The following is a 20603-nucleotide window of genomic DNA, read 5'->3' as shown; positions in this document are numbered from 1 at the left end:
TGAGGCGCTACAGCGTTTGACAGGGGGTCAGAGGGCGCGGCCGACGGAGGCGACGACCGCGTCGAGCGGGGTGCCGGAGGCGTCGCGCTTGGCGCCTGCCTCCGGGAGGGTTCGGGCGGCGCCGTCGGACGAGACAGCGAGGGCGGGAGCCGGGCCGACCCAGGCGAGGGCGAGCGATGCCTCGCCCTTGAGGAACGCGTGCGCGCGCACGCCGCCGGTCGCACGGCCCTTGCCCGGGAACTCGGCGAAGTGCGAGACCTTGCCGCGCCCGGCATCCGCACCCGCGAGGGTCTCGGCGGGGGTCGAGATCGTGACGACCACGGCATCCGCCGGGTCGACGGCACCGAAGAACAGCACGGCGGCCTTCGCCGAGAGGTTGATGCCCGCCATGCCGCCCGCCGCGACGCCCTGCGGCCGCACCTGCGCGGCTGCGAAGTGCAGCAGCTGGGAGTCCGACGCCACGAACACGAGCTCGTCGGCATCCGTGCCCTGCGCGACCCCGACCACCTCGTCGCCGGGCTTGAGCGCGATGACCTCGAAGTCGGGGCGGTTCGGGTAGCCGCCCGCCGCGACGCGCTTGACGACGCCCTGGCGCGTGCCGAGCGCGATGGGCTCCTCGGAGGCGAGCGAGACGAGGCCGAGCACGCGCTCCTTCTTGTCGGCGATGCCGAGGTAGTCGCCGATGCGGGCGCCCGCCGCGAGCTGCACCGAGTTCGCGGGCACCGAGGGCAGGTCGACGGGGGTGAAGCGGATGAGCCGCCCGCGCGAGGTGACGGCGCCGAGCTCGCCGCGGGTCGTGCCGCGCACCGTGGAGAGGATCGCGTCGTGCTTCGCGCGCCGGGTCGCGGGCGCCGGTCCGTCGACGCCCTCGGGCAGGTCGATGCGCACCGCGCGGCCGGTCGTCGAGAGCACGACGAGGGTGGGGGAGTCGGCGATCTCGAGCGACACGCCGGCGGCCGCCTTGCGGGCGGATGCCGTGGCCGCGACGTTCGCGCCGGCCTCGGTCAGCAGGGTGCGGCGCGGCGTGCCGAAACGCTCGGCCACCTCGTCGAGCTCCTCGCCGACGGTCGCGCGGATGCGTGCCGGGTCGGCGAGCAGCGCCTCCAGCTCGGCGATCTCGGCGCGCAGCCTGTCGCGTTCGGTCTCGAGCTCGATGCGGCTGAAACGGGTGAGGCGGCGCAGCTGCAGCTCGAGGATGTAGTCGGCCTGCAGCTGCGAGAGGTCGAAGACCTCCATGAGCCGGGTGCGCGCCTGCGCCGTGTCGTCGCTGCCGCGGATGACCTGGATGACCTCGTCGATGTCGAGGATCGCGATGAGCAGGCCCTCGACGAGGTGCAGGCGCTCCTGGCGCCGGGCGAGGCGGTAGCGCGAGCGCCGGGTGACGACCTGGATGCGGTGGTCGAGGTAGACGCGCAGCAGCTCGCGCAGACCGAGGGTCTGCGGACGCCCCTCGACGAGGGCGACGTTGTTGATCGAGAAGCCGTCCTCGAGCGGGGTGAGCCGGTAGAGCTGCTCGAGCACCGCCTCCGGGGAGAACCCGGTCTTGATGCCGATGACGAGCCGCAGCCCGTTCTTGCGGTCGGTGAGGTCGGTGACGTCGGCGATGCCCGTGATCTTCTTGGCGTTCACCCCGTCCTTGATCTTCTCGATGACCTTCTCGGGCCCGACGAGGTACGGCAGCTCGGTCACGACGAGGCCGGTGCGGCGGGCCGAGAGCTGCTCGATCGAGACCTTGGCGCGCGTCTTGAAGCTGCCGCGCCCGTTCGCGTAGGCGTCGCGGATGCCGTCGAGGCCGACGATCGTGCCGCCCGTGGGCAGGTCGGGGCCCGGCACGTAGGCCATGAGCTCCTCGAGGGTCGCCTCGGGGTTCTCGAGCAGGTGCCGCGCGGCCCCCGCCACCTCGATGAGGTTGTGCGGGGCCATGTTGGTGGCCATGCCGACGGCGATGCCGCTCGCACCGTTGACGAGCAGGTTGGGGAAGGCGGCCGGCAGCACCTCGGGCTGGGTGAGCTGGTTGTCGTAGTTCGGGACGAAGTCGACGACGTCCTCGCCGAGCGACTCGACGAGCGCGAGCGCGGCGGCCTGCATCCGCGCCTCCGTGTAGCGGGGGGCGGCGGGGCCGTCGTCGAGCGAGCCGAAGTTGCCGTGCCCGTCGACGAGCGGCACGCGCATCGTGAAGTCCTGCGCGAGACGCACGAGGGCGTCGTAGATGGCGGTGTCGCCGTGCGGGTGCAGGCGCCCCATGACGTCGCCCACGACGCGCGCCGACTTCACGTGGCCGCGGTCCGGGCGCAGCCCCATCTCGTTCATCTGGAAGAGGATGCGGCGCTGCACGGGCTTGAGTCCGTCGCGCGCGTCGGGGAGGGCGCGCGCGTAGATGACGGAGTAGGCGTACTCGAGGAAGGAGCCCTGCATCTCGGTCGAGACGTCGACATCCTCGATGCGCTCGCCGGTGCCGACAGGACTGGATGAGGGGTTTTCGGGCGGAGTCATAAGATCGACGCCATGCTACCGGCGGCGAAAACCCACAGGGTGAGCCTTGCCGATGTCATGCCGAATTGCCTCGAGACGCTCGCCGGGCGGCGGTCCCGGATCGGGCTCCCGCCGGTCGAGAAGGCCGTCGTCGTGGTGGTCGACGGCCTCGGGCACGCTCAGCTCGCCGAGCACGCGGGGCACGCGCGCACCCTCGCGGCACGGTTGCCCGCCGACGCGGCGATCGGCTCCGGTTTCCCGACGACGACGGTCGCGGCCCTCACGAGCCTGACCACGGGCGAACCGGCCGGCCGTCACGGACTCGTCGGCTACCGGGTGCTGGATCCCGCGACCGACCGCGTGATCAACCAGCTCTCGGGGTGGGAGGGGCTCGACCCCGCCCGCTGGCAGCGGATGCCGACCGTCTTCGAGCGCGCCGCGGCGGACGGCATCCGCACGCCCGCGATCACCCACGCGCGCTACCGCCACTCGCCGCTCACGCTCGCCATGCTGCGCGGGGCGGAGTTCCTCGCCGCCACGGATGCCGCCTCGCGTCGCGAGCGGCTGCGGGAGGTGCTCGCGGCGCCCGGTCGGGCCCTCGTCTACTACTACGTCGCCGACCTCGACGTCGCGGGGCACGCGCACGGCGTCGCCTCGGGGGAGTGGGTCGCGGCGCTCGAGGCGCTCGATGCCGAGCTCGCGGGTGCGATCCGGCTGCTCGGGTCGCGCGACGGGCTCGTCGTGACGGCCGACCACGGCATGGTCGACGTGCCCCCGCACGCGCAGCGGCTCGTGCCGCCCGCGCTGCTCGAGGGCGTGAGGCACGTCGCGGGGGAGCCGCGCTGCCTGCAGCTGCACCTCGAGCCGGGTGCCGATCCCGAGGAACTCGCGGCGCGCTGGCGCGCACACGAGGGCAGGCGCGCCTGGGTGGGCACCCGGGCGGAGGCGCTGGCGGCCGGCTGGTTCGGCGCGGTCGACCCGGAGGTGGAGCCGCGCATCGGGCAGGTGCTCGTCGCGGCGCGCGGCGACCACGCCTACTACGCCGACCCGGACGACACGGGCCGTCGCATGGTCGGGCAGCACGGCTCGCTCACGCCCGCCGAGACGGCGGTGCCGCTCCTGCGGTTCGGGGCGTACGCCGCCGGCTAGTCCTCGTCGGTGCGGGCGCCGAAGACGATCTCGTCCCAGCTGGGCATCGAGGCGCGACCGCGGCGCTTGCCGAGCGGGCCGGTGGCGCCCGAGGAGCCGGAGGCCTTGGCTGTCGGCTGCGTCATGGGCACGGGCGGCACGTCGAAGGTGTCGAGCGGCACGTCGACGAGCTTCACGACCCCCGTGCTCGGGTGGCTCGCGAGGCCCTGCTCGGCCTCGTCGAGGTCGAGCGGTTCGCGCTCCCCGCGCCGACGGCGCAGCGCCTCCAGCAGGTCGGCGGTGTGGTGGGTGCCCACGGGCTCCTCGGCGGGGGCGGGGCGGGCGCCGAACTCGATCTGGGTGAACTCGACCGAGGTGATGATCGTGCTGTCGCCCTCGTCGTCGACCGCGAAGGCGCCCGAGTCGAAGCGGGCGTCGTCGCGCTCGTCGAGCGGCACGGCGCGCAGGCGCGGGATGAGGCTCTGCGGCAGCTCGCCCTGCTGGGAGAGCGTCACGGCCTCCTGGTTGATGGGGGTGAGCGACTGCTTCTTGGGGTCGAAGCCCCAGCGGGCGTCCCGGTCGATGTCGGCCGCGGAGAAGGTGAGCTTCACGATCCAGCCGCCGCCCTGCTCCTTCCAGCTCGACCAGCGCTCGCCCGTGGCGCCCGCGTCCGAGAGGCGTTCGCGGATGACGGAGCCGAACGTCGCGCCGGACGCGAGCGGGTCGGTCTCGACCGCCATGTGCACGGGCACGTTGAGGGCCGACTCGACGACGTACTCGCGTTCGGCGAGCACGGGGCCCTCGAAGCGGCGGATGTACTCGAGCGAGGCGCCCGTCACCCGGGCCACGTCCTCCGCGGTCATGCCGGCGCGGATCTGGGCCTGGATCTCGCGCGGCGCGAGGCGGCGCGTCGGGCCGGAGTCGGGCGTCGAGGCGCGCAGACGGGACTGAAGCGTCTCGTCGACGGCGACCCGGTATTCGGCCCCGTCCTCCGAGGCGACCAGGAGCGAGCCGTTCTCGACTCCGATGACCTTGAGCTCTTGCATGCTGAACGACCTCCAGCCGTCACGATTCAGCGCAATGCTGACACGTCGGCCCCCCGATCCCCGGGAATATCGCGGGCGTGCCGCGAGTTGCACCGGCAGCGGTTCCGAGGGTTTCTGGGAGCCGCCTGGGAGGGTTTGCGCTTCCGCATCCGATGATGCAGACTGACGCCGCTTCACCAGCACGCGCCGAACTAGAGATGGATGGGAATGGCTACCGACTACGACGCCCCGCGGAAGACCGACGACGACACCGAGTCGATCCAGGCCCTCCAGGAGCGTGTGCCCGACAAGCTGTCGGGTGTGGTCGACGTCGATGACGCCGACAACCCGGGATTCGAGCTCGGAGGGTCCGACCTCTCGGACCTCGACCTCGACGTCGTCGTGCTCCCCCCGCAGGAGGACGAGTTCACCTGCGTCAACTGCTTCCTCGTCAAGCACCAGTCGCAGTTCGACCACAAGACCGACCTCGGGCCGATCTGCATCGAGTGCGCCGCCTGATCAGGCGCTGAGCGCCTCCGCGAGCGCGTCGGCACGCCTCGACGAGATGAGCCAGTAGGGCGTCGGGTCCTGCGGGTCGTCGAGTTCGACCCGCACGACGTCGGGGATCCACCCCCGGATGAGCAGCCAGGCGTCGGCGTGCAGCCCCACGCCGCGCTCGGCGACGGCATCCGCACCGTGCGCGGCCCGCACCGCCGCGACGACCGAGAGCGGCAGGCGTGCGCGCCCCGCGCGCAGCTCGCCGTCCGACACCTCGACGGTCGGCGTCGTGACGAGCAGCACGACGACGATCGCCCCGTAGAGCCCCGCCGCGACGAGCGCGCCCGCCACGGGGGAGATGGGCAGGAAGACGAGCAGGCTCGCCGGGATCACGAGCGCGGTCGCGAGGAAGATCCACGGCGAGGGCCACAGCCGCTCGCGGAAGACGGGGTTCGTCGAGGTCATCGACACCATTCGACCATGGACTATCGTCGTGGGGTGACCGAGACCGTCGAGGTGCTGTTCCGCGGCGACATCCCGCCCGCCTACGCGCACCCGGGGGATGCCGGCGCCGACCTCGTCTCCACCGACGACGTCGTGCTCGCCCCCGGCGAGCGCGCGACGGTCGGCACGGGTGCCGCGATCGCGCTCCCCGACGGCTACGTCGCGTTCGTCGTGCCCCGCAGCGGCCTCGCCGCGAAGCACGGCATCACGATCGTGAACAGCCCCGGCACCGTCGACGCCGGGTACCGCGGCGAGATCCGCGTGACCCTGCTCAACACGGACGCGCGCGAGAGCTACACGATCGGTGCGGGCGACCGGATCGCGCAGCTCATCGTCATGCCCGTGAGCCGCGCCCGCTTCATCCCCGTCGAGCGGCTGCCCGGTTCCGACCGCGGCGAGGGCGGCTTCGGCTCGACGGGCTACTCGACCCGAGGAGGAACCTCATGACCGACGCTCCCGAGGACGTGCCCGTCGAGCACCCCAAGTCCGGTCCCGCCGATCGTGAGACGGCCGGCCCGCTCGACGTCGCCGAGGCGAACTCGGTGCGTCCGTACGTCGACCTCGGCGGGGTGAAGATCCTGCCGCGCCCCGAGCTCGCGCTGCGGCTCGAGATCGAGGAGGGCAGCAAGCGCGTCGTCGCGGTCGCCCTCGACTACGCCGAGTCCACCCTGCAGGTGCAGCCGTTCGCGGCGCCGCGCACGAGCGGGCTGTGGCACGAGATCCGCGCGCAGATCGTGGAGCAGATCGCCCGCCAGGGCGGCACCACCCAGCTCGTCGACGGCCCGTTCGGCCCCGAGCTGCGCGCCGAGCTCCCCGTGCCCGAGGGCAACGCGCCGGGCGTGCGGATCGCGCGCTTCGTCGGCGTCGACGGCCCGCGCTGGTTCCTGCGCGGCGTCATCAGCGGCAAGGCCGCGGTCGACCCGGAGGCGGCGGCCAAGATCGAGGACCTGTTCCGCAGCATCGTCGTGGTGCGCGGCTCGACCCCGATGCCGCCGCGCGACCTCATCGCGCTGCACGTGCCCGCGAGCGTGCAGGCGCCGGGCACCGGCGCCACGATCTGATGCCGACGCGGGACGCCGACCCGACGCCCAGGGAGTCGCCCGAGGAGCGGACGGACGGGGCCGAGGCCCCGTCGTTCTCGGATGCCTTCGCCGCCGCCGCGCGCCGCTCGGCGCTCGGCCGGGTCGCGCCGGGCGAGGCCCCCACGGCGGGCGCGCTGCTCGCGGCGATCGGCGGGGTGCGCGGGCTCGTGGAGTCGATCCTGCCGCCGACGATCTTCCTCGTCGTCTACACCCTCACCCGGCAGCTGCTGCCCTCGGTGCTCGCCCCGCTCGTGCTCGCCGTGGTGTTCATCGTGGCCCGTCTCGTGGCGCGGCAGCAGGTCATGTCGGCGATCGTGGGCGCGGTCGGCATCGGCATCTCGGCGCTGCTCGCCCTGTGGAGCGGTCGGGCGGCGGACAACTTCCTGCTCGGGCTCGTCATCAACGTCGTGCTCGTCGTCGTGATGCTCGTGAGCCTCGCCGTGCGGCGGCCCTTCATCGGCGTCATGGTGGGCCTGCTCACGGGCGACACCGCGTGGCGTGCGGATGCGGCGAAGGTCCGCGTCGCCGTCATCGCCACGATCCTGTGGGCGATCCTGCCCGCGATCCGGCTCGCCGTCGAGCTGCCGCTCTACCTCGCCGACGACGCGGCGGCCCTCGCGACCATGAAACTCCTGCTCGGTGTGCCGCCCTACGCGATCCTGCTCTGGGTGACCTGGCTGCTCATCCGCAGCGCCTGGTCGATCCGGCGTGGCGCGGAACCGTCCGAGACGGCGTAAGATATCTTGATGTCAAGATAAATCGACTCGGGTGCGCCGGGGCGGACAGGCTTAGGCTTGCCTTGCTGGAACTGCGCCCGTGTCGGCCGTCAGGATGGCTGAGCACGGGCATCCGGACGCACGCCAGAGGAGACGACAGTGTCGAGCATCAACAGCTTTTCCGCCCAGGACACCCTGAACGTCGGCGGGACGGACTACGAGATCTTCCGGATCGACACCGTCCCCGGCTACGAGAAGCTGCCCTTCAGCCTCAAGGTGCTGCTCGAGAACCTGCTGCGCACCGAGGACGGCGCCAACGTCACGAAGGCGCAGATCGAGGCCCTCGGCTCGTGGGACCCGGACGCCGAGCCCGACACCGAGATCCAGTTCACGCCCGCGCGCGTCGTCATGCAGGACTTCACCGGTGTGCCCTGCATCGTCGACCTCGCCACGATGCGCGAGGCCGTCACCGCCCTCGGTGGGAACCCCGACAAGATCAACCCGCTCTCGCCCGCCGAGATGGTCATCGACCACTCCGTCATCGCCGACCTCTTCGGCACCGAGAACGCCCTCGAGCGCAACGTCGAGATCGAGTACGAGCGCAACGGCGAGCGCTACCAGTTCCTGCGCTGGGGCCAGACGGCCTTCCAGGACTTCAAGGTCGTCCCCCCGGGCACCGGCATCGTCCACCAGGTCAACATCGAGCACCTCGCCAAGGTCATCTACGACCGCGTCAACGGCGGCGTCCTCCAGGCCTACCCCGACACCTGCGTCGGCACCGACTCGCACACCACGATGGTCAACGGCCTCGGCGTGCTCGGCTGGGGCGTCGGCGGAATCGAGGCCGAGGCCGCGATGCTCGGCCAGCCCGTCTCGATGCTCATCCCGCGCGTCGTCGGCTTCAAGCTCACCGGCGAGATCCCCGCGGGCGTCACCGCGACGGATGTCGTGCTCACGATCACCGACATGCTGCGCCGGCACGGCGTGGTCGGCAAGTTCGTCGAGTTCTACGGTGCCGGCGTCGCCTCCGTGCCGCTCGCCAACCGCGCGACCATCGGCAACATGAGCCCCGAGTTCGGCTCGACCGCCGCCATCTTCCCGATCGACGACGTCACGCTCGACTACCTGCGCCTCACCGGGCGCGACGAGCAGACCGTCGCCCTCGTCGAGGCCTACGCCAAGCTCCAGCACCTGTGGCACGACGCGGCCCACGAGCCCGCCTACTCGGAGTACATGGAGCTCGACCTCGGCACCGTGGTGCCCTCGATCGCCGGGCCCAAGCGCCCGCAGGACCGCATCCTGCTCTCGGAGGCGAAGAACCAGTTCGAGAAGGACATCCTGAACTACGCGACGGCGTCCACCACGCACGACATCGTCGACCTCGAGTCGAAGCACTCCTTCCCGGCATCCGACCCGGGCGCCGTGCCCGGCGACGAGGAGACCGAGACGCGCGAGGTGCACATCTCGAGCGGCGCCCCGGCGAACGCCTCGAAGCCCGTCAAGGTCACGACCCCCGAGGGCGCGAGCTACCTGCTCGACAACGGTGCGGTCACCCTCGCGGCCATCACCTCCTGCACCAACACCTCCAACCCCTCGGTCATGATCGCGGCCGGCCTGCTCGCCAAGAAGGCCGTCGACAAGGGCCTGAAGCGCAAGCCGTGGGTCAAGACCACGCTCGGCCCGGGCTCGAAGGTCGTCACCGACTACTACGAGAAGTCCGGACTCGACAAGGCGCTCGAGGGCCTCGACTTCTACACGGTCGGCTACGGCTGCACCATCTGCATCGGCAACTCGGGTCCGCTCATCGAGGAGGTCTCGACGGCCATCAACGAGAACGACCTCGCCGTCACCGCGGTGCTCTCCGGCAACCGCAACTTCGAGGGTCGCATCAGCCCCGACGTCAAGATGAACTACCTCGCCTCGCCGCCGCTCGTGGTCGCGTACGCGCTCGCCGGTTCGATGCACTTCGACTTCGAGACGGATGCGCTCGGCAAGGATCAGAACGGCGACGACGTCTTCCTGAAGGACATCTGGCCCGACCCGGCCGAGGTGCAGCAGATCATCGACTCGTCGATCTCGCGCGAGCAGTTCATCAAGCAGTACGCGACGGTCTTCGACGGCGACGAGCGCTGGACGAGCCTGCCCACCCCGGAGGGGCCCATCTTCGAGTGGGATGCCGACTCGACCTACGTGCGCAAGGCGCCGTACTTCGAGGGCATGTCGATGGAGCTCACCCCGGTCGCCGACATCCACGGGGCCCGCGTCATGGCGACCCTCGGCGACTCGGTCACGACCGACCACATCAGCCCGGCCGGCAACATCAAGGCAGGCACCCCGGCGGCCCAGTACCTCGAGGAGCACGGCGTCGAGCGCAAGGACTTCAACTCCTACGGCTCGCGCCGCGGCAACCACGAGGTGATGATCCGCGGCACCTTCGCGAACATCCGTCTCAAGAACGAGCTCGTCTCGGCCGTCAACGACGGACAGATCGTCGAGGGCGGCTACACGCGCGACTTCACGCTCGAGGGCGGACCGCAGTCGTACATCTACGACGCGTGCGAGAACTACGCCGCGCAGGGCACCCCGCTCGTCGTCTTCGGCGGCAAGGAGTACGGATCGGGCTCCTCGCGCGACTGGGCGGCCAAGGGAACCTCGCTGCTCGGCGTCAAGGCCGTCATCACCGAGAGCTTCGAGCGCATCCACCGCTCGAACCTCATCGGCATGGGCGTCGTGCCGCTGCAGTTCCCGGCGGGCGAGTCGTGGAAGTCCCTCGGCCTCGACGGCACCGAGATCGTCTCGATCACGGGTCTCGAGCAGCTCAACGAGGGCGTCACGCCGAAGACCGTGCGCGTCGTCGCCTCGCCGAGCGAGTTCTCGCCCGAGGGCAAGCAGACCGTCGAGTTCGACGCGGTCGTGCGCATCGACACCCCCGGTGAGGCCGACTACTACCGCAACGGCGGAATCCTCCAGTACGTGTTGAGGTCGCTCGTTTGATCGCGGGCGTAGGCTCGAATCCATGAGCCTGCTCGAGACGATCCACGGTCCGCGCGACCTCGATCGGCTGAGCCGTGAGGAGCTCGAGCAGCTCGCGGTGGAGATGCGCGAGTTCCTCGTGCGCGAGGTGGCGAAGACCGGGGGTCACCTCGGGCCGAACCTCGGCGTCGTCGAGCTCACGCTCGCGATGCACCGGGTGTTCGACTCGCCGCACGACGCGATCGTCTTCGACACCGGCCACCAGAGCTACGTGCACAAGCTGCTCACGGGGCGTCAGGACTTCAGCCGGCTGCGCGAGCGCGGCGGGCTCGCGGGCTACCCGCAGCGTTCCGAGTCCGAGCACGACATCGTCGAGAGCTCGCACGCCTCGAGCTCGCTGAGCTGGGCCGACGGCATCTCGCGCGCCTTCGCGATGACCGGCCAGGGCGACCGCTACGTCGTCGCGATGGTCGGCGACGGCGCGCTCACGGGCGGGATGACGTGGGAGGCGCTCAACAACATCTCCGACGACAACTCGCGCCGGCTCGTGATGATCGTCAACGACAACGGACGGTCCTACGCCCCGACGATCGGCGGCATGGCGCGCTTCCTCAACACCGTGCGCACGCGGCGCGCCTACCGCTCGCTGTACTTCTCGAGCCGGCGCTTCTTCGACCGGCTCGGCAGGCCGGGTCAGGCCGTCTACCGCGGCACGCGGGGCGCCATCCACGGCTTCCTCTCGCGCTTCTCCAACAACGAGGCGCTCTACTCCAACCTCGACATCAAGTACCTCGGCCCCGTCGACGGCCACGACCTCGGCTCGCTCGAGGAGGCGCTGCGGCAGGCGAAGGCCTACGACGCGCCCGTCATCGTGCACGTCATCACGCAGAAGGGCAGGGGATACGAGCCCGCCCTCGCCGACGTGGCCGACCAGTTCCACGCGGTCGGGCAGATCGACCCGGAGACGGGCGACCCGCTCGAGCACCCCAGCAAGCCCTCCTGGACCTCGGTGTTCGCCGACGAGATCGTCGAGCTCGCCGCGCGCGACCCCCGGCTCGTCGGGATCACGGCCGCGATGCTGCGCCCGACGGGGCTCCACAAGTTCGCGGAGCGCTTCCCCGACCGGGTGTTCGACGTCGGCATCGCCGAGCAGCACGCGGCGACGAGCGCCGCGGGGCTCGCCTTCGGCGGTCTGCACCCCGTCGTCGCGATGTACGCGACCTTCGTCAACCGCGCCTTCGACCAGGTGCTCATGGACGTCGCCCTGCACCGCGCGGGCGTCACCTTCGTGCTCGACCGGGCGGGGGTCACGGGTCCCGACGGCCCGAGCCACCACGGCATGTGGGATCTGGCGATCCTGCAGGTCGTGCCCGGCATCCGGATCGCGGCGCCGCGCGACGCGACACGGCTCCGCGAGGAGCTCGCGGAGGCCGTGCAGGTCGACGACGGACCGACCGTCGTGCGCTTCTCGAAGGGCTCGGTGGGCAACGAGTTCGACGCCGTGCGTCGCACCGACGACGGTGTCGACGTGCTGCGGGAGGCCGCGCACCGCGATGTGCTGCTCGTGGCGGTCGGACCGATGGCCGACCTCGCGATGCGCGTCGCCGACCGGCTCGCGGACCAGGGGATCGGGGCGACCGTGATCGACCCGCGCTGGGTGATCCCCGTACCCGGCAGCGTCATCGAGCTCGCCCGCGAGCACCGGCTCGTCGTCTCGATCGAGGACGGCATCCGCGTGGGCGGCGTGGGCACCCGCATCCGTCAGGACTTGCGGGCGGCGGGCGTCGACACCGCCGTGGACGAGCTCGGGCTGCCCGACGAGTTCCTCGAGCACGCGAGCCGCGACCAGGTGCTCGAGGAGGCCGGACTCACCGACCGGCACATCGCGCGCGACATCGTCTCGCAGGTGCTCGGCACCCGCATCCCGGTGGCGCGCCCGCTGCCGGATGAGCCCGCGCGGGAATACGACGCCGAACGCGGCCGTTAGCCCCCTCCGTGCGGCCACCCGATGTCGGTGGTGCGCTGTAATGTTGACGCCGTACACATACCGTACGTTCCCGGGCGCAGAACGCCCACCACCACCCCCACCGGAGGCACCGTGACCGACAACGCCCTGCAGAACACCGCCGGCGCTCCCGACCCCGCCGTGGCGCGCCGGAACCGTGTCGCGATCGTGCTGCTGCTGGCCGCCGTGTTCGTGGTCTTCCTCAACGAGACCACCATGAGCGTCGCGGTGCCCGAGATTATGGAAGACCTGCGCATCACCCCGAGCCAGGGCCAGTGGCTCACGACGGCCTTCGCGCTCACCCTCGCGGTCGTGATCCCGGTGACGGGGTTCCTGCTCGAGCGGCTCAACACGCGCCCCGTGTTCATCACCGCCATGTCGTTGTTCTCGCTCGGCACGCTCATCGCCGCGACGGCGCCCGGGTTCGGCCCGCTCGTCGCCGGCCGGGTCGTGCAGGCGATGGGCACCGGCATCATGATGCCGCTGCTCATGACGACCGTGCTGACCCTCGTGCCGCTGTCCGACCGCGGGCGCATCATGGGCCGCATCTCGATCGTGATGTCGGTGGCGCCGGCCATCGGCCCCGCGGTGTCCGGGCTCATCCTGCAGTTCAGCGCCTGGCGCGGGCTGTTCTGGGTCATGCTGCCGATCGCGCTCGTGATGCTCGGCATCGGCATCGCGCGCGTGCCCAACGTCTCGGAGCCTCGGAAGGTGCCGCTCGACGTGCTGTCGGTCGTGCTCTCGGCGTTCGGCTTCAGCGGGGTCGTGTTCGGCCTCAGCAACCTCGGACTCGCGGCGGAGGGCAAGGCGATGATGCCGTCGTGGATCCCGCTCGTGATCGGCGGCGTCGCGCTCGCGCTGTTCATCCTGCGCCAGCTGCGCCTGCAGCGGCGGGATGCGGCGCTGCTCGACCTGCGCACCTTCCGGTCGCGCAGCTTTACCGTCTCGATCCTGTTCTTCGTCATCCTCATGGCGGTGCTGTTCGGCGTCGTGATCCTGCTGCCGATCTACCTCGAGCGCGGACTCGCCATCGACACGCTCGTCATCGGGCTCACCCTGCTGCCCGGCGGCCTGCTGATGGGTCTCATGGGGCCCTTCGTCGGGCGCGTCTACGATCGCCTGGGGCCGGCGCCGCTCGTCATCCCGGGGTCGATCGTCATGAGTGCGGCGATCTGGGCGATGACCTTCTTCGACGCGCACACCCAGGTCTGGTTCGTCCTCGTGACGCACATCGTGCTGAGCCTCGGTCTCGGGCTGCTGTTCACCCCGATCTTCACGACGGCGACGAGCGCGCTGCCGCCGCACCTGTACTCGCACGGCTCCGCCACGATCGGCACCGTCCAGCAGGTGGCGGGTGCCGCAGGAACGGCGGCCTTCATCGCCCTGCTCGCGATCGGCACCTCGGCCGCGGGAGCCTCGACGCCGGAGGCGGCGACGCCCGAGGAGCTGATCGCGGGCGTGCACTGGGCCTTCCTCGGCGGCGCGCTGCTCTCCCCGCTCGCCATCGTCGCGGCCTTCTTCGTGCGCAAGCCCGTGCAGCCCGAGCTGAGCGACGCCGAGCTCGAGGCGGTCGCGCACCACTGAGTCGCGACCGGGGCCGCTCAGCTGCGCGACAGGTGCAGCCGGGCGGCCTCGGTGCGCGAGGAGGCGCCGAGCTTGCGCAGGATCGCCGAGACGTGCACCGACACGGTCTTGCGGCTGATGTAGAGCCGCTCGGCGATCTGCCCGTTGCTGAGCCCCTCGGCGATGAGCTCGAGCACCTGCAGCTCGCGCGCCGTGAGCTCGTCGCGCGCCTCGCCGACCGGGTGCCCGCCGAGTCCGGCATCGTGCAGCAGCTCGTCGGCCCAGCGTACGACGAGCGTCGCGCCGAGCCGGTCGGCGTCGTCGCGGAGCGCGCCGAGGGTCGCGGTGGCGGCCTCGCGGTCGCCCGTGCGCAGCTGGGCGCGGGCGAGGCCATAGGCGAGTTGGAGCCGGGTCAGCACCGAGGTCGTCTCCGCCCGGGACTCGTCGAGGGCGTGCTGCCACAGCCCCACGTCGTCGCCCGCGCCGCTCGGTCCGCCCAGCTCGGCGGCGGCGAACGCGCGCCAGAGCGGACGGGTGGGCCAGTCGTCGCGCTCGAGCACCGCCTCGAGGGCGCGTACCTGCTCGCCGTGCAGCGTCGGGTCGGCGGCGGCATCCCGACGACGGGCGATGATGCGCGCGACGACGGGGGCGACGGGCAGCTCCCACGGCGGTGAGCCGAGTCGGGGGCGCTCGACGAGCCGCCCCGCCCACTCCCACGCGTCGTCGAGCCGGCCGAGGGCGAGCTGCACCTCGGCGATGTCGAGCGCGAGCCCCGCCGAGACCTGGTCCTCGAACTCGGCCAGCTGCGTCATGCTGCCCTGCCAGAGCTCGAACAGCGCCCGTGCCTCATCCGGCTCGCCGCGCCACAGCACGGAACGGATGCGGGCCCGCCGCAGGTAGGTGCGGAACACGGCGGGCGGTTCGAGGTCGAGCGCGTCGGCGATGAGCACGTCCGCCCGATCCCATTCGCCGATCGAGAAGAGCGGGTCGACGGTGTTGACGGCGAGGATGGCGCCCGAGGTGCGGGCGACGCCGGCATCCTCGGCGATGCGGATGCCCTCGGTCGCGACCGCGATCGACTCCCGGAAGCGCCCGAGCAGGTGGAGGGTGTCGGAGTAGTTGACGTGATAGCGCAGCAGGGCGTCGCGATCGTCGCCGGCCTCGCGGAGGGCGAGCGCGTAGTCCTCGTCGGCCTCGTCGAGCCGACCGAGATGCGCGAGGGTGCCGGCACGCACGTTCGCGGCGACCGAGCGGATGCGTCCCGCGTCGGCCGGGGCGAGTTCGAGCGCGCGGGTGGATGCCCCGATCGCCTGCTCGCTGCGGCCCGAGACCATGTACTTGCTGGCCGCCTCCGAGAGGATGCCGGCGCGCAGCAACGGGTCGTCGTCGTCCGAGAGCAGGGTGAGCGCCTCCTCGAACATGAGGAGCGCCTCGATGCGCCCCTCCGCGTCGATCATGAGGCCGCGGGTGCGCAGCAGGCGGGCCCGCTGCACGGCGTCTCCCGGGTCGACCTGCGCGAGCGCCTGCTCGATCGTGGCGAGCCCGCGCGGCGCCTCGCCGGCACTGCGCCAGGCGCGCGCGACGATTTCGAGCAGCGCCACCTGACCGAGTCCGGCGGTGCCCTCGGGGTCGGCGACGCGATCCCACAGGGAGAGGGCGCGCTCCCCGAGTTGCGCGGCGCTCGCGTGCGCGTACGCCGCGCGGCTCAGCCACATGCCCTCGAGCGCGGTGCGGAAGGCGCTCTCGAGCTCGTGCGCCTCGAGCCAATGGGCGGACACGAGCACGGCCCGTGCCGCGCGCCGGGCCGGATCGACCGGATGCGCCTCGAGCGCGGTCGCGTACCGCGCGTGCACGCGGGCCGCCTCGCCGGGCAGCAGCTCCGCGGCGACCGCCTCGCGGACGAGCGCGTGGCGGAAGTCGTAGCCGCGTCCGGAGACGACCGCCACGCCGGCTTCGATCGCGCTGCGCAGCGCCTCCTCGAGCGGCTCCGTGTCGAGCTCGGCGACGCCCGCGAGCACCTCGTGCGGCACGTGTCCGCCCCCCGCCGCGAGCGTCCGCATGAGCCGTCGCGATCCGGCGGAGAGCGTCTCGTAGCGGGCGAGCAGCAGCTCACGCAGGGTCGAGGGGACGGCGCCCGTCGTGCCGTCGAGACCGCAGCTCAGCAGCTCCTCGACGAAGAACGGCACCCCTTCGCTGCGTTCGAACAGGGCGCGGGCCTGCTCGAGGGTCGGGGCCGTGCCGAGGATGCCCGCGGCCTGGGCGCGCACCTCGGTCGCGTCGAGCCGTTCGAGCAGGATGCGCGTGGCCCGGCGGTTGCGCTCGAGCTCGGCGAGGAGCCCGCGCAGCGGGTGGCCGCGGGCGACGTCGTCGCTGCGGTAGCTGAGCAGCAGCAGCACCCGGCCGCTGCGCTGCATCCGGGCGAGGAAGCGGAGCACGTCGAGGGTCGCGGCGTCGGCCCAGTGCAGGTCCTCGATGGCGACCACGACGGCGCGGTCCGCCGAGAGCCGTTCGAAGACGGTCGTGACGGCCTCGTCGAGCCGGGCGATGCCGAGCCGTTCGTCGCGCTCGTCGGGGATGCGCACCTCGACGAGCGAGCGCAGCACCTCGGCGCCACCCGCGGCGGCCGCGAAGACCGCGTCCTCGCCGAAGGTGCTCACCAGGTCGCGGAAGACGCCCGTGAGCGGCGCGTAGGGCAGTCCGACGGCGCCGAACTCGACGCACTGGCCGCGCGTCACCACCACCTCGGCGTCGAGCGAGCCCAGGAACTCCTCGAGCAGACGCGACTTGCCGATGCCGGCCTCGCCGCCCACCACGACGATGCGGGCGTCGCCGCCGGCTGCCTCGGCGAAGGCCGCGCGCAGCTGCCCGAGCTCGGCCTCACGACCGATCAGGGGGGAGGAGGGTGCGCCACGCATCCCCCCATCGTGCCACCGGGCGCCGACGGCGGTCCGGCGGCCGGATGGTGGATTCAGCGGGTCACCGCGTGGTGCGGACGGGCGAGGAACCCGAAGCGGGCGCGCAGCGGACGCCTCGCGGCGGCGGATGCGTCGGCCTCCGTGCGCGCGGCGGCGAGCCGGGCGCGTTCGGCGGCGACGGCGAGCTCGCGCTCGCTCGGACGGGAGGCGGTGAAGGCGAGGTCGGCGCGGATGTCCATGCCTCGAGCTTCCGCTCTGAGGTAGGCCGCCCGGATCGGGAGATGTCCCTATTTCTCCGGCGGCCTACCTCAGGCGTGGCGTCCGCGCGTGCGCGACCCTCAGGCCACGCCGCGGATGGGCGGGTGGTGGAAGGTGTCGCCGAAGGCCTGCTCGCTCGCACCGACCCGGTCGAGGTACGGCGTCGCGCCGCCCATCTGGAACGGCCAGCCCGCGCCGAGGATCATGCACAGGTCGATGTCCTCGGCCGCCGCGACGACGCCGTCCTCGAGCATCCGGTGGATCTCGTCGGCGAGCCCCACCTGCAGCCGCTCGCGCAGCTGCTCGGGGGTGAGGGCGACGGCATCCGCGGGGCGGTGCTTCTTCACGATCGCGAGGGCCTTCTTGTCGTAGCCCGTGATCTTGCCCTTGGCGTCCTTCTCGAAGATCGCGCCGTACTCGGCGAGCTCGTGCAGGGCCGGGCTGTCGAAGAAGCGCTCGGGGAACGCCGTGTGGTGGGTGTCGAGCACGTGCGCGCCCACCTTGAGGCCCACGAGGTCGAGCAGCACGAACGGGTCCATCGGCAGGCCGAAGGGGCGCGCCGCCTCGACGACGTCCTCGAAGGAGGCGCCCTGCTCGACGGCGTGCATGGCCTCGCCGAGCACCTTGGCGAGCACGCGGTTCACCACGAACCCGGGGGTGTCCTTCGTGATGACCGCGTTCTTGCGCAGCTTCGCGGCGGTCACCATCGCGGTCGAGAGCGCGGCATCCGTCGTCTGCGGGGTCTTCACGACCTCGATGAGCGGCATGACGGCGACCGGGTTGAAGAAGTGGAAGCCCACGAGGCGCTCGGGGTGCTTCAGCTTCGCGCCGATCTGCTCGACGGAGAGCGAGGAGGTGTTGGTGGCGAGGATCGCCTCGGGGGAGATGTGCTGCTCGACCTCCGCGAAGACGTCCTGCTTGATGCCGAGCTCCTCGAAGACGGCCTCGATGACCCAGTCGCAGTCGGCGAAGTCGGCCTTGTCGGTCGTGCCGGTGACGAGGGCCTTCAGGCGGTTGGCCTCGTCGGCGTCGATGCGGCCCTTGCCGAGCAGCTCGTCGATCTCGCCGCGGATGTAGTCGAGACCCTTGTCGACGCGGGCCTGGTCGAGGTCGGTGATGACGACGGGCACCTGCAGTCGGCGCACGAACAGCAGCGCGAACTGGCTCGCCATGAGGCCGGCGCCGATCACCCCCACCTTCGTGACCTTCTGCGCGAGCTCCTTGTCGGGGGCGCCCGCGGGACGCTTGGCGCGCTTCTGCACGAGGTTGAAGGCGTAGATGGATGCGCGGAACTGGTCGCCCGCGACGAGGTCGGCGAGCGCCTTGTCCTCGGCGAGGAAGCCGGTCTTCTTGTCGGTGTTCTTGGCCGCCTTGAGCAGTTCGAGGGCCTGGTAGGGGCTCTTCGCGACCTGCCCGATGCGGCTCTTGAGGGTCTTCTCGGCGATGCCGATGGCGATGTCCCACTTGGCGAGACGCTCGAGCTTGCCGGGCTGGTTCGGCCGCTTGACCTTGGTGGCGCCGGTCAGCACGCCGTCGGCCCACCGCAGCGACTCCTCGAGGAAGTTGGCGGGGGCGAACATGGCGTCGGCGATGCCGAGCTCGAAGGCCTGCGGTCCCTTGAGCATCCGGTTGTTCTTGAGGGGGTTCGAGATCACGACCTCGAGGGCGTTCTCGATGCCGATGAGGTTCGGCAGCAGCCAGGCGCCGCCCCAGCCGGGGATGATGCCGAGGAACACCTCGGGCAGCGCGAGCGCCGGCACCGAGGAGTCGATCGTGCGGTAGTCGGCGTTGAGCGCGATCTCCACGCCGCCGCCGAGGGCGAGGCCGTTGATGAACACGAACGACGGCACGCCCAGCTCGCCGAGCTTGCCGAGGGTGGCGTGGCCGAGCTGCGCCATCCGCAGACCGGTCTCGTAGTCGGTCAGCTCGCCGACGCGCGACAGGTCGGCACCCGCGGCGAGGATGAACTGCTTGCCGGTGACGGCGACCGCGTCGATCTCCTTCGCCGCGGCGCGCGCGGCGAGCTCGTCGAGCCGCTCGCCGAGTTCGGTGAGCGTCGCGTGGCCGAGCGTGTTCGGGCGCGTGTGGTCACGACCGTTGTCGAGCGTCAGCAGCGCGAGGCGCTTGCCGCTCGGCAGCACGATGTCGCGCACGTAGGAGTGCGTGACGACCTCGTCGGGATCGATGAGGGCGCTGAAGTCGAGCCCGCTGTAGTCGGGGAGGCTGCTCTTCGCCATGGCTTACTTCGCTCCCTTGTAGTGGGGGTTCTCCCAGATGACGGTGCCGCCCTGGCCGAGGCCGACGCACATGGCGGTGAGGCCGTAGCGCACCTCCGGGTGCTCCTCGAACTGGCGGGCGAGCTGGATCATGAGGCGCACGCCCGAGGAGGCGAGCGGGTGGCCGATCGCGATCGCGCCGCCCCAGGGGTTCACGCGCGGGTCCTCGTCGTCGATGCCGAAGTGGTCGAGGAAGGAGAGCACCTGCACGGCGAACGCCTCGTTGAGCTCGAAGAGCCCGATGTCGGAGATCGACAGGCCCGCCTTGCGCAGCGCCTTCTCGGTCGAGGGGATCGGGCCGATGCCCATGACCTCCGGCTCGACGCCCGCGAAGGCGAAGGACACCATCCGCATCTTGACGGGGAGTCCCAGCTCGCGGGCCGCCTGCTCGCTCGCGATGAGCGAGACGGTCGCGCCGTCGGTGAGCGGCGAGGCGTTGCCCGCCGTCACCCGGCCGTGCGGGCGGAACGGGGTCTTGAGACCGGCGAGGCCCTCCATGGTCGTCTCGGGGCGCAGGCCCTCGTCCTGGGTCGCGAGGCCCCAGCCGGCCTCGCTCTTGATGGCGACCGGGATGAGGTCGGGCTGGATCTTGCCCGCCGCGTAGGCCGCGGCGACCTTCTGCTGGCTCAGCATGCCGAAGCGGTCGCTGCGCTCCTTGGTGAGCTGCGGGAAGCGGTCGTGCAGGCGCTCGGCGGTGTTGCCCATGTTGAGGGCGTCGGGCGAGACGAGCTTCTCGGCGAGGAAGCGCGGGTTCGGGTCGGCGTTGAAGCCCATCGGGTGGCGACCCATGTGCTCGACACCGCCCGCGATGCCGATGTCGTAGGCGCCGAACGCGATCGCGCCGGCGATGGTCGTGACGGTCGTCATGGCGCCCGCGCACATCCGGTCGAGCGCGTAGCCCGGCACGGAGAGGGGGAGGCCCGCGAGGATCGCGGCCGTGCGGCCGAGGGTGAGGCCCTGGTCGCCCTGCTGGGTGGTGGCCGCGATCGCGACGTCGTCGATGCGATTCTTCGGGAGGTTGGGGTTGCGCTCGAGCAGACCGATCATCGCCTTGACGATGAGGTCGTCCGCACGGGTGTTCCAGTACTGGCCCTTCTCACCCGCGCGTCCGAACGGGGTGCGGACCCCGTCCACGAACACGACTTCCGGGCGGTGAGCCGACGGCGCTTGGGCCACGATGCCTCCAAG

Annotated in this window: 15 protein-coding genes; 8 read left to right on the top strand and 7 right to left on the bottom strand. The window is 71.6% G+C overall.

Going from position 1 to position 20603, the window contains the following annotated elements; all coding sequences use genetic code 11:
- Nucleotides 1-27: 27 nt before the first annotated feature.
- A complete protein-coding gene (locus tag D7I47_RS13490; protein ID WP_120763536.1) occupies nt 28-2493 on the bottom strand; it encodes a DNA gyrase/topoisomerase IV subunit A in 2466 nt (821 codons plus the stop codon).
- Nucleotides 2494-2532: 39 nt separating this feature from the next.
- Between D7I47_RS13490 and D7I47_RS13485 the strand changes: the two genes are divergently transcribed.
- A complete protein-coding gene (locus D7I47_RS13485) occupies nt 2533-3621 on the top strand; it encodes an alkaline phosphatase family protein (RefSeq protein ID WP_227000689.1) in 1089 nt (362 codons plus the stop codon).
- On the opposite strand, the gene sepH is transcribed toward D7I47_RS13485, so the two are convergent.
- On the bottom strand, nt 3618-4646 hold the full coding sequence (gene sepH / locus D7I47_RS13480; protein ID WP_120763534.1) for a septation protein SepH: 1029 nt from the start codon (nt 4644-4646) through the stop codon (nt 3618-3620). The genes D7I47_RS13485 and sepH overlap by 4 nt on opposite strands.
- 207 nt (nt 4647-4853) lie before the next feature.
- On the opposite strand from sepH, the gene D7I47_RS13475 reads away from it, so the two are divergent.
- Nucleotides 4854-5144 carry a DUF4193 domain-containing protein gene (locus D7I47_RS13475; protein WP_120763533.1) on the top strand — a complete coding sequence of 97 codons (291 nt, stop codon included), beginning with the start codon at nt 4854-4856 and terminating at the stop codon, nt 5142-5144.
- On the opposite strand, the gene D7I47_RS13470 is transcribed toward D7I47_RS13475, so the two are convergent.
- Nucleotides 5145-5588, bottom strand: a complete 444-nt coding sequence (locus D7I47_RS13470) for a DUF3093 domain-containing protein (protein ID WP_120763990.1) — start codon at nt 5586-5588, stop codon at nt 5145-5147.
- Nucleotides 5589-5603: 15 nt separating this feature from the next.
- Between D7I47_RS13470 and dut the strand changes: the two genes are divergently transcribed.
- The 6 genes from dut to D7I47_RS13440 all read left to right on the top strand — a co-directional run bounded on the left by dut (nt 5604) and on the right by D7I47_RS13440 (nt 13987).
- A complete protein-coding gene (gene dut / locus D7I47_RS13465) occupies nt 5604-6074 on the top strand; it encodes a dUTP diphosphatase (RefSeq protein ID WP_120763532.1) in 471 nt (156 codons plus the stop codon).
- A complete protein-coding gene (locus D7I47_RS13460; RefSeq protein ID WP_120763531.1) occupies nt 6071-6688 on the top strand; it encodes a DUF3710 domain-containing protein in 618 nt (205 codons plus the stop codon). The genes dut and D7I47_RS13460 overlap by 4 nt, the downstream gene beginning before the upstream one ends.
- On the top strand, nt 6688-7446 hold the full coding sequence (locus tag D7I47_RS13455; protein WP_120763530.1) for a DUF3159 domain-containing protein: 759 nt from the start codon (nt 6688-6690) through the stop codon (nt 7444-7446). The genes D7I47_RS13460 and D7I47_RS13455 overlap by 1 nt, the downstream gene beginning before the upstream one ends.
- A 138-nt stretch (nt 7447-7584) precedes the next feature.
- Nucleotides 7585-10419, top strand: coding sequence for an aconitate hydratase AcnA (gene acnA / locus D7I47_RS13450; protein WP_120763529.1), 2835 nt, complete (start codon nt 7585-7587; stop codon nt 10417-10419).
- Between the two features lie 22 nt (nt 10420-10441).
- Nucleotides 10442-12385: a 1-deoxy-D-xylulose-5-phosphate synthase gene (gene dxs, locus D7I47_RS13445; RefSeq protein ID WP_120763528.1), complete on the top strand. Its 1944-nt coding sequence runs from the start codon at nt 10442-10444 to the stop codon at nt 12383-12385.
- A gap of 111 nt (nt 12386-12496) precedes the next feature.
- Complete coding sequence (locus D7I47_RS13440) at nt 12497-13987, top strand: DHA2 family efflux MFS transporter permease subunit (protein ID WP_227000685.1); 1491 nt, start codon at nt 12497-12499, stop codon at nt 13985-13987.
- Between the two features lie 17 nt (nt 13988-14004).
- On the opposite strand, the gene D7I47_RS13435 is transcribed toward D7I47_RS13440, so the two are convergent.
- The 4 genes from D7I47_RS13435 to D7I47_RS13420 form a co-directional block, all read right to left on the bottom strand.
- Complete coding sequence (locus D7I47_RS13435; RefSeq protein ID WP_120763526.1) at nt 14005-16881, bottom strand: helix-turn-helix transcriptional regulator; 2877 nt, start codon at nt 16879-16881, stop codon at nt 14005-14007.
- A gap of 53 nt (nt 16882-16934) precedes the next feature.
- A complete protein-coding gene (locus D7I47_RS13430) occupies nt 16935-17120 on the bottom strand; it encodes a hypothetical protein (RefSeq protein WP_120763525.1) in 186 nt (61 codons plus the stop codon).
- A gap of 99 nt (nt 17121-17219) precedes the next feature.
- Nucleotides 17220-19376: a 3-hydroxyacyl-CoA dehydrogenase NAD-binding domain-containing protein gene (locus D7I47_RS13425; RefSeq protein WP_120763524.1), complete on the bottom strand. Its 2157-nt coding sequence runs from the start codon at nt 19374-19376 to the stop codon at nt 17220-17222.
- Nucleotides 19377-19379: 3 nt separating this feature from the next.
- Nucleotides 19380-20555, bottom strand: coding sequence for a thiolase family protein (locus D7I47_RS13420; protein WP_227000996.1), 1176 nt, complete (start codon nt 20553-20555; stop codon nt 19380-19382).
- Nucleotides 20556-20603 lie beyond the last annotated feature (48 nt).

It is taken from the genome of Protaetiibacter intestinalis (genome assembly GCF_003627075.1).
GTDB classification, from domain to species: domain Bacteria; phylum Actinomycetota; class Actinomycetes; order Actinomycetales; family Microbacteriaceae; genus Homoserinibacter; species Homoserinibacter intestinalis.
This window is presented reverse-complemented; position numbering and strand designations above follow the sequence as displayed.

Coding starts and splice junctions, on each gene's coding strand:
- D7I47_RS13435 (WP_120763526.1), bottom strand. CDS start 16,881: ATGCGTGGCGCACCCTCCTCCCCCCTGATCGGTCGTGAGGCCGAGCTC.
- D7I47_RS13490 (WP_120763536.1), bottom strand. CDS start 2,493: ATGACTCCGCCCGAAAACCCCTCATCCAGTCCTGTCGGCACCGGCGAG.
- dut (WP_120763532.1), top strand. CDS start 5,604: ATGGACTATCGTCGTGGGGTGACCGAGACCGTCGAGGTGCTGTTCCGC.
- D7I47_RS13430 (WP_120763525.1), bottom strand. CDS start 17,120: ATGGACATCCGCGCCGACCTCGCCTTCACCGCCTCCCGTCCGAGCGAG.
- D7I47_RS13475 (WP_120763533.1), top strand. CDS start 4,854: ATGGCTACCGACTACGACGCCCCGCGGAAGACCGACGACGACACCGAG.
- D7I47_RS13425 (WP_120763524.1), bottom strand. CDS start 19,376: ATGGCGAAGAGCAGCCTCCCCGACTACAGCGGGCTCGACTTCAGCGCC.
- D7I47_RS13455 (WP_120763530.1), top strand. CDS start 6,688: ATGCCGACGCGGGACGCCGACCCGACGCCCAGGGAGTCGCCCGAGGAG.
- dxs (WP_120763528.1), top strand. CDS start 10,442: ATGAGCCTGCTCGAGACGATCCACGGTCCGCGCGACCTCGATCGGCTG.
- D7I47_RS13470 (WP_120763990.1), bottom strand. CDS start 5,588: ATGACCTCGACGAACCCCGTCTTCCGCGAGCGGCTGTGGCCCTCGCCG.
- sepH (WP_120763534.1), bottom strand. CDS start 4,646: ATGCAAGAGCTCAAGGTCATCGGAGTCGAGAACGGCTCGCTCCTGGTC.
- D7I47_RS13460 (WP_120763531.1), top strand. CDS start 6,071: ATGACCGACGCTCCCGAGGACGTGCCCGTCGAGCACCCCAAGTCCGGT.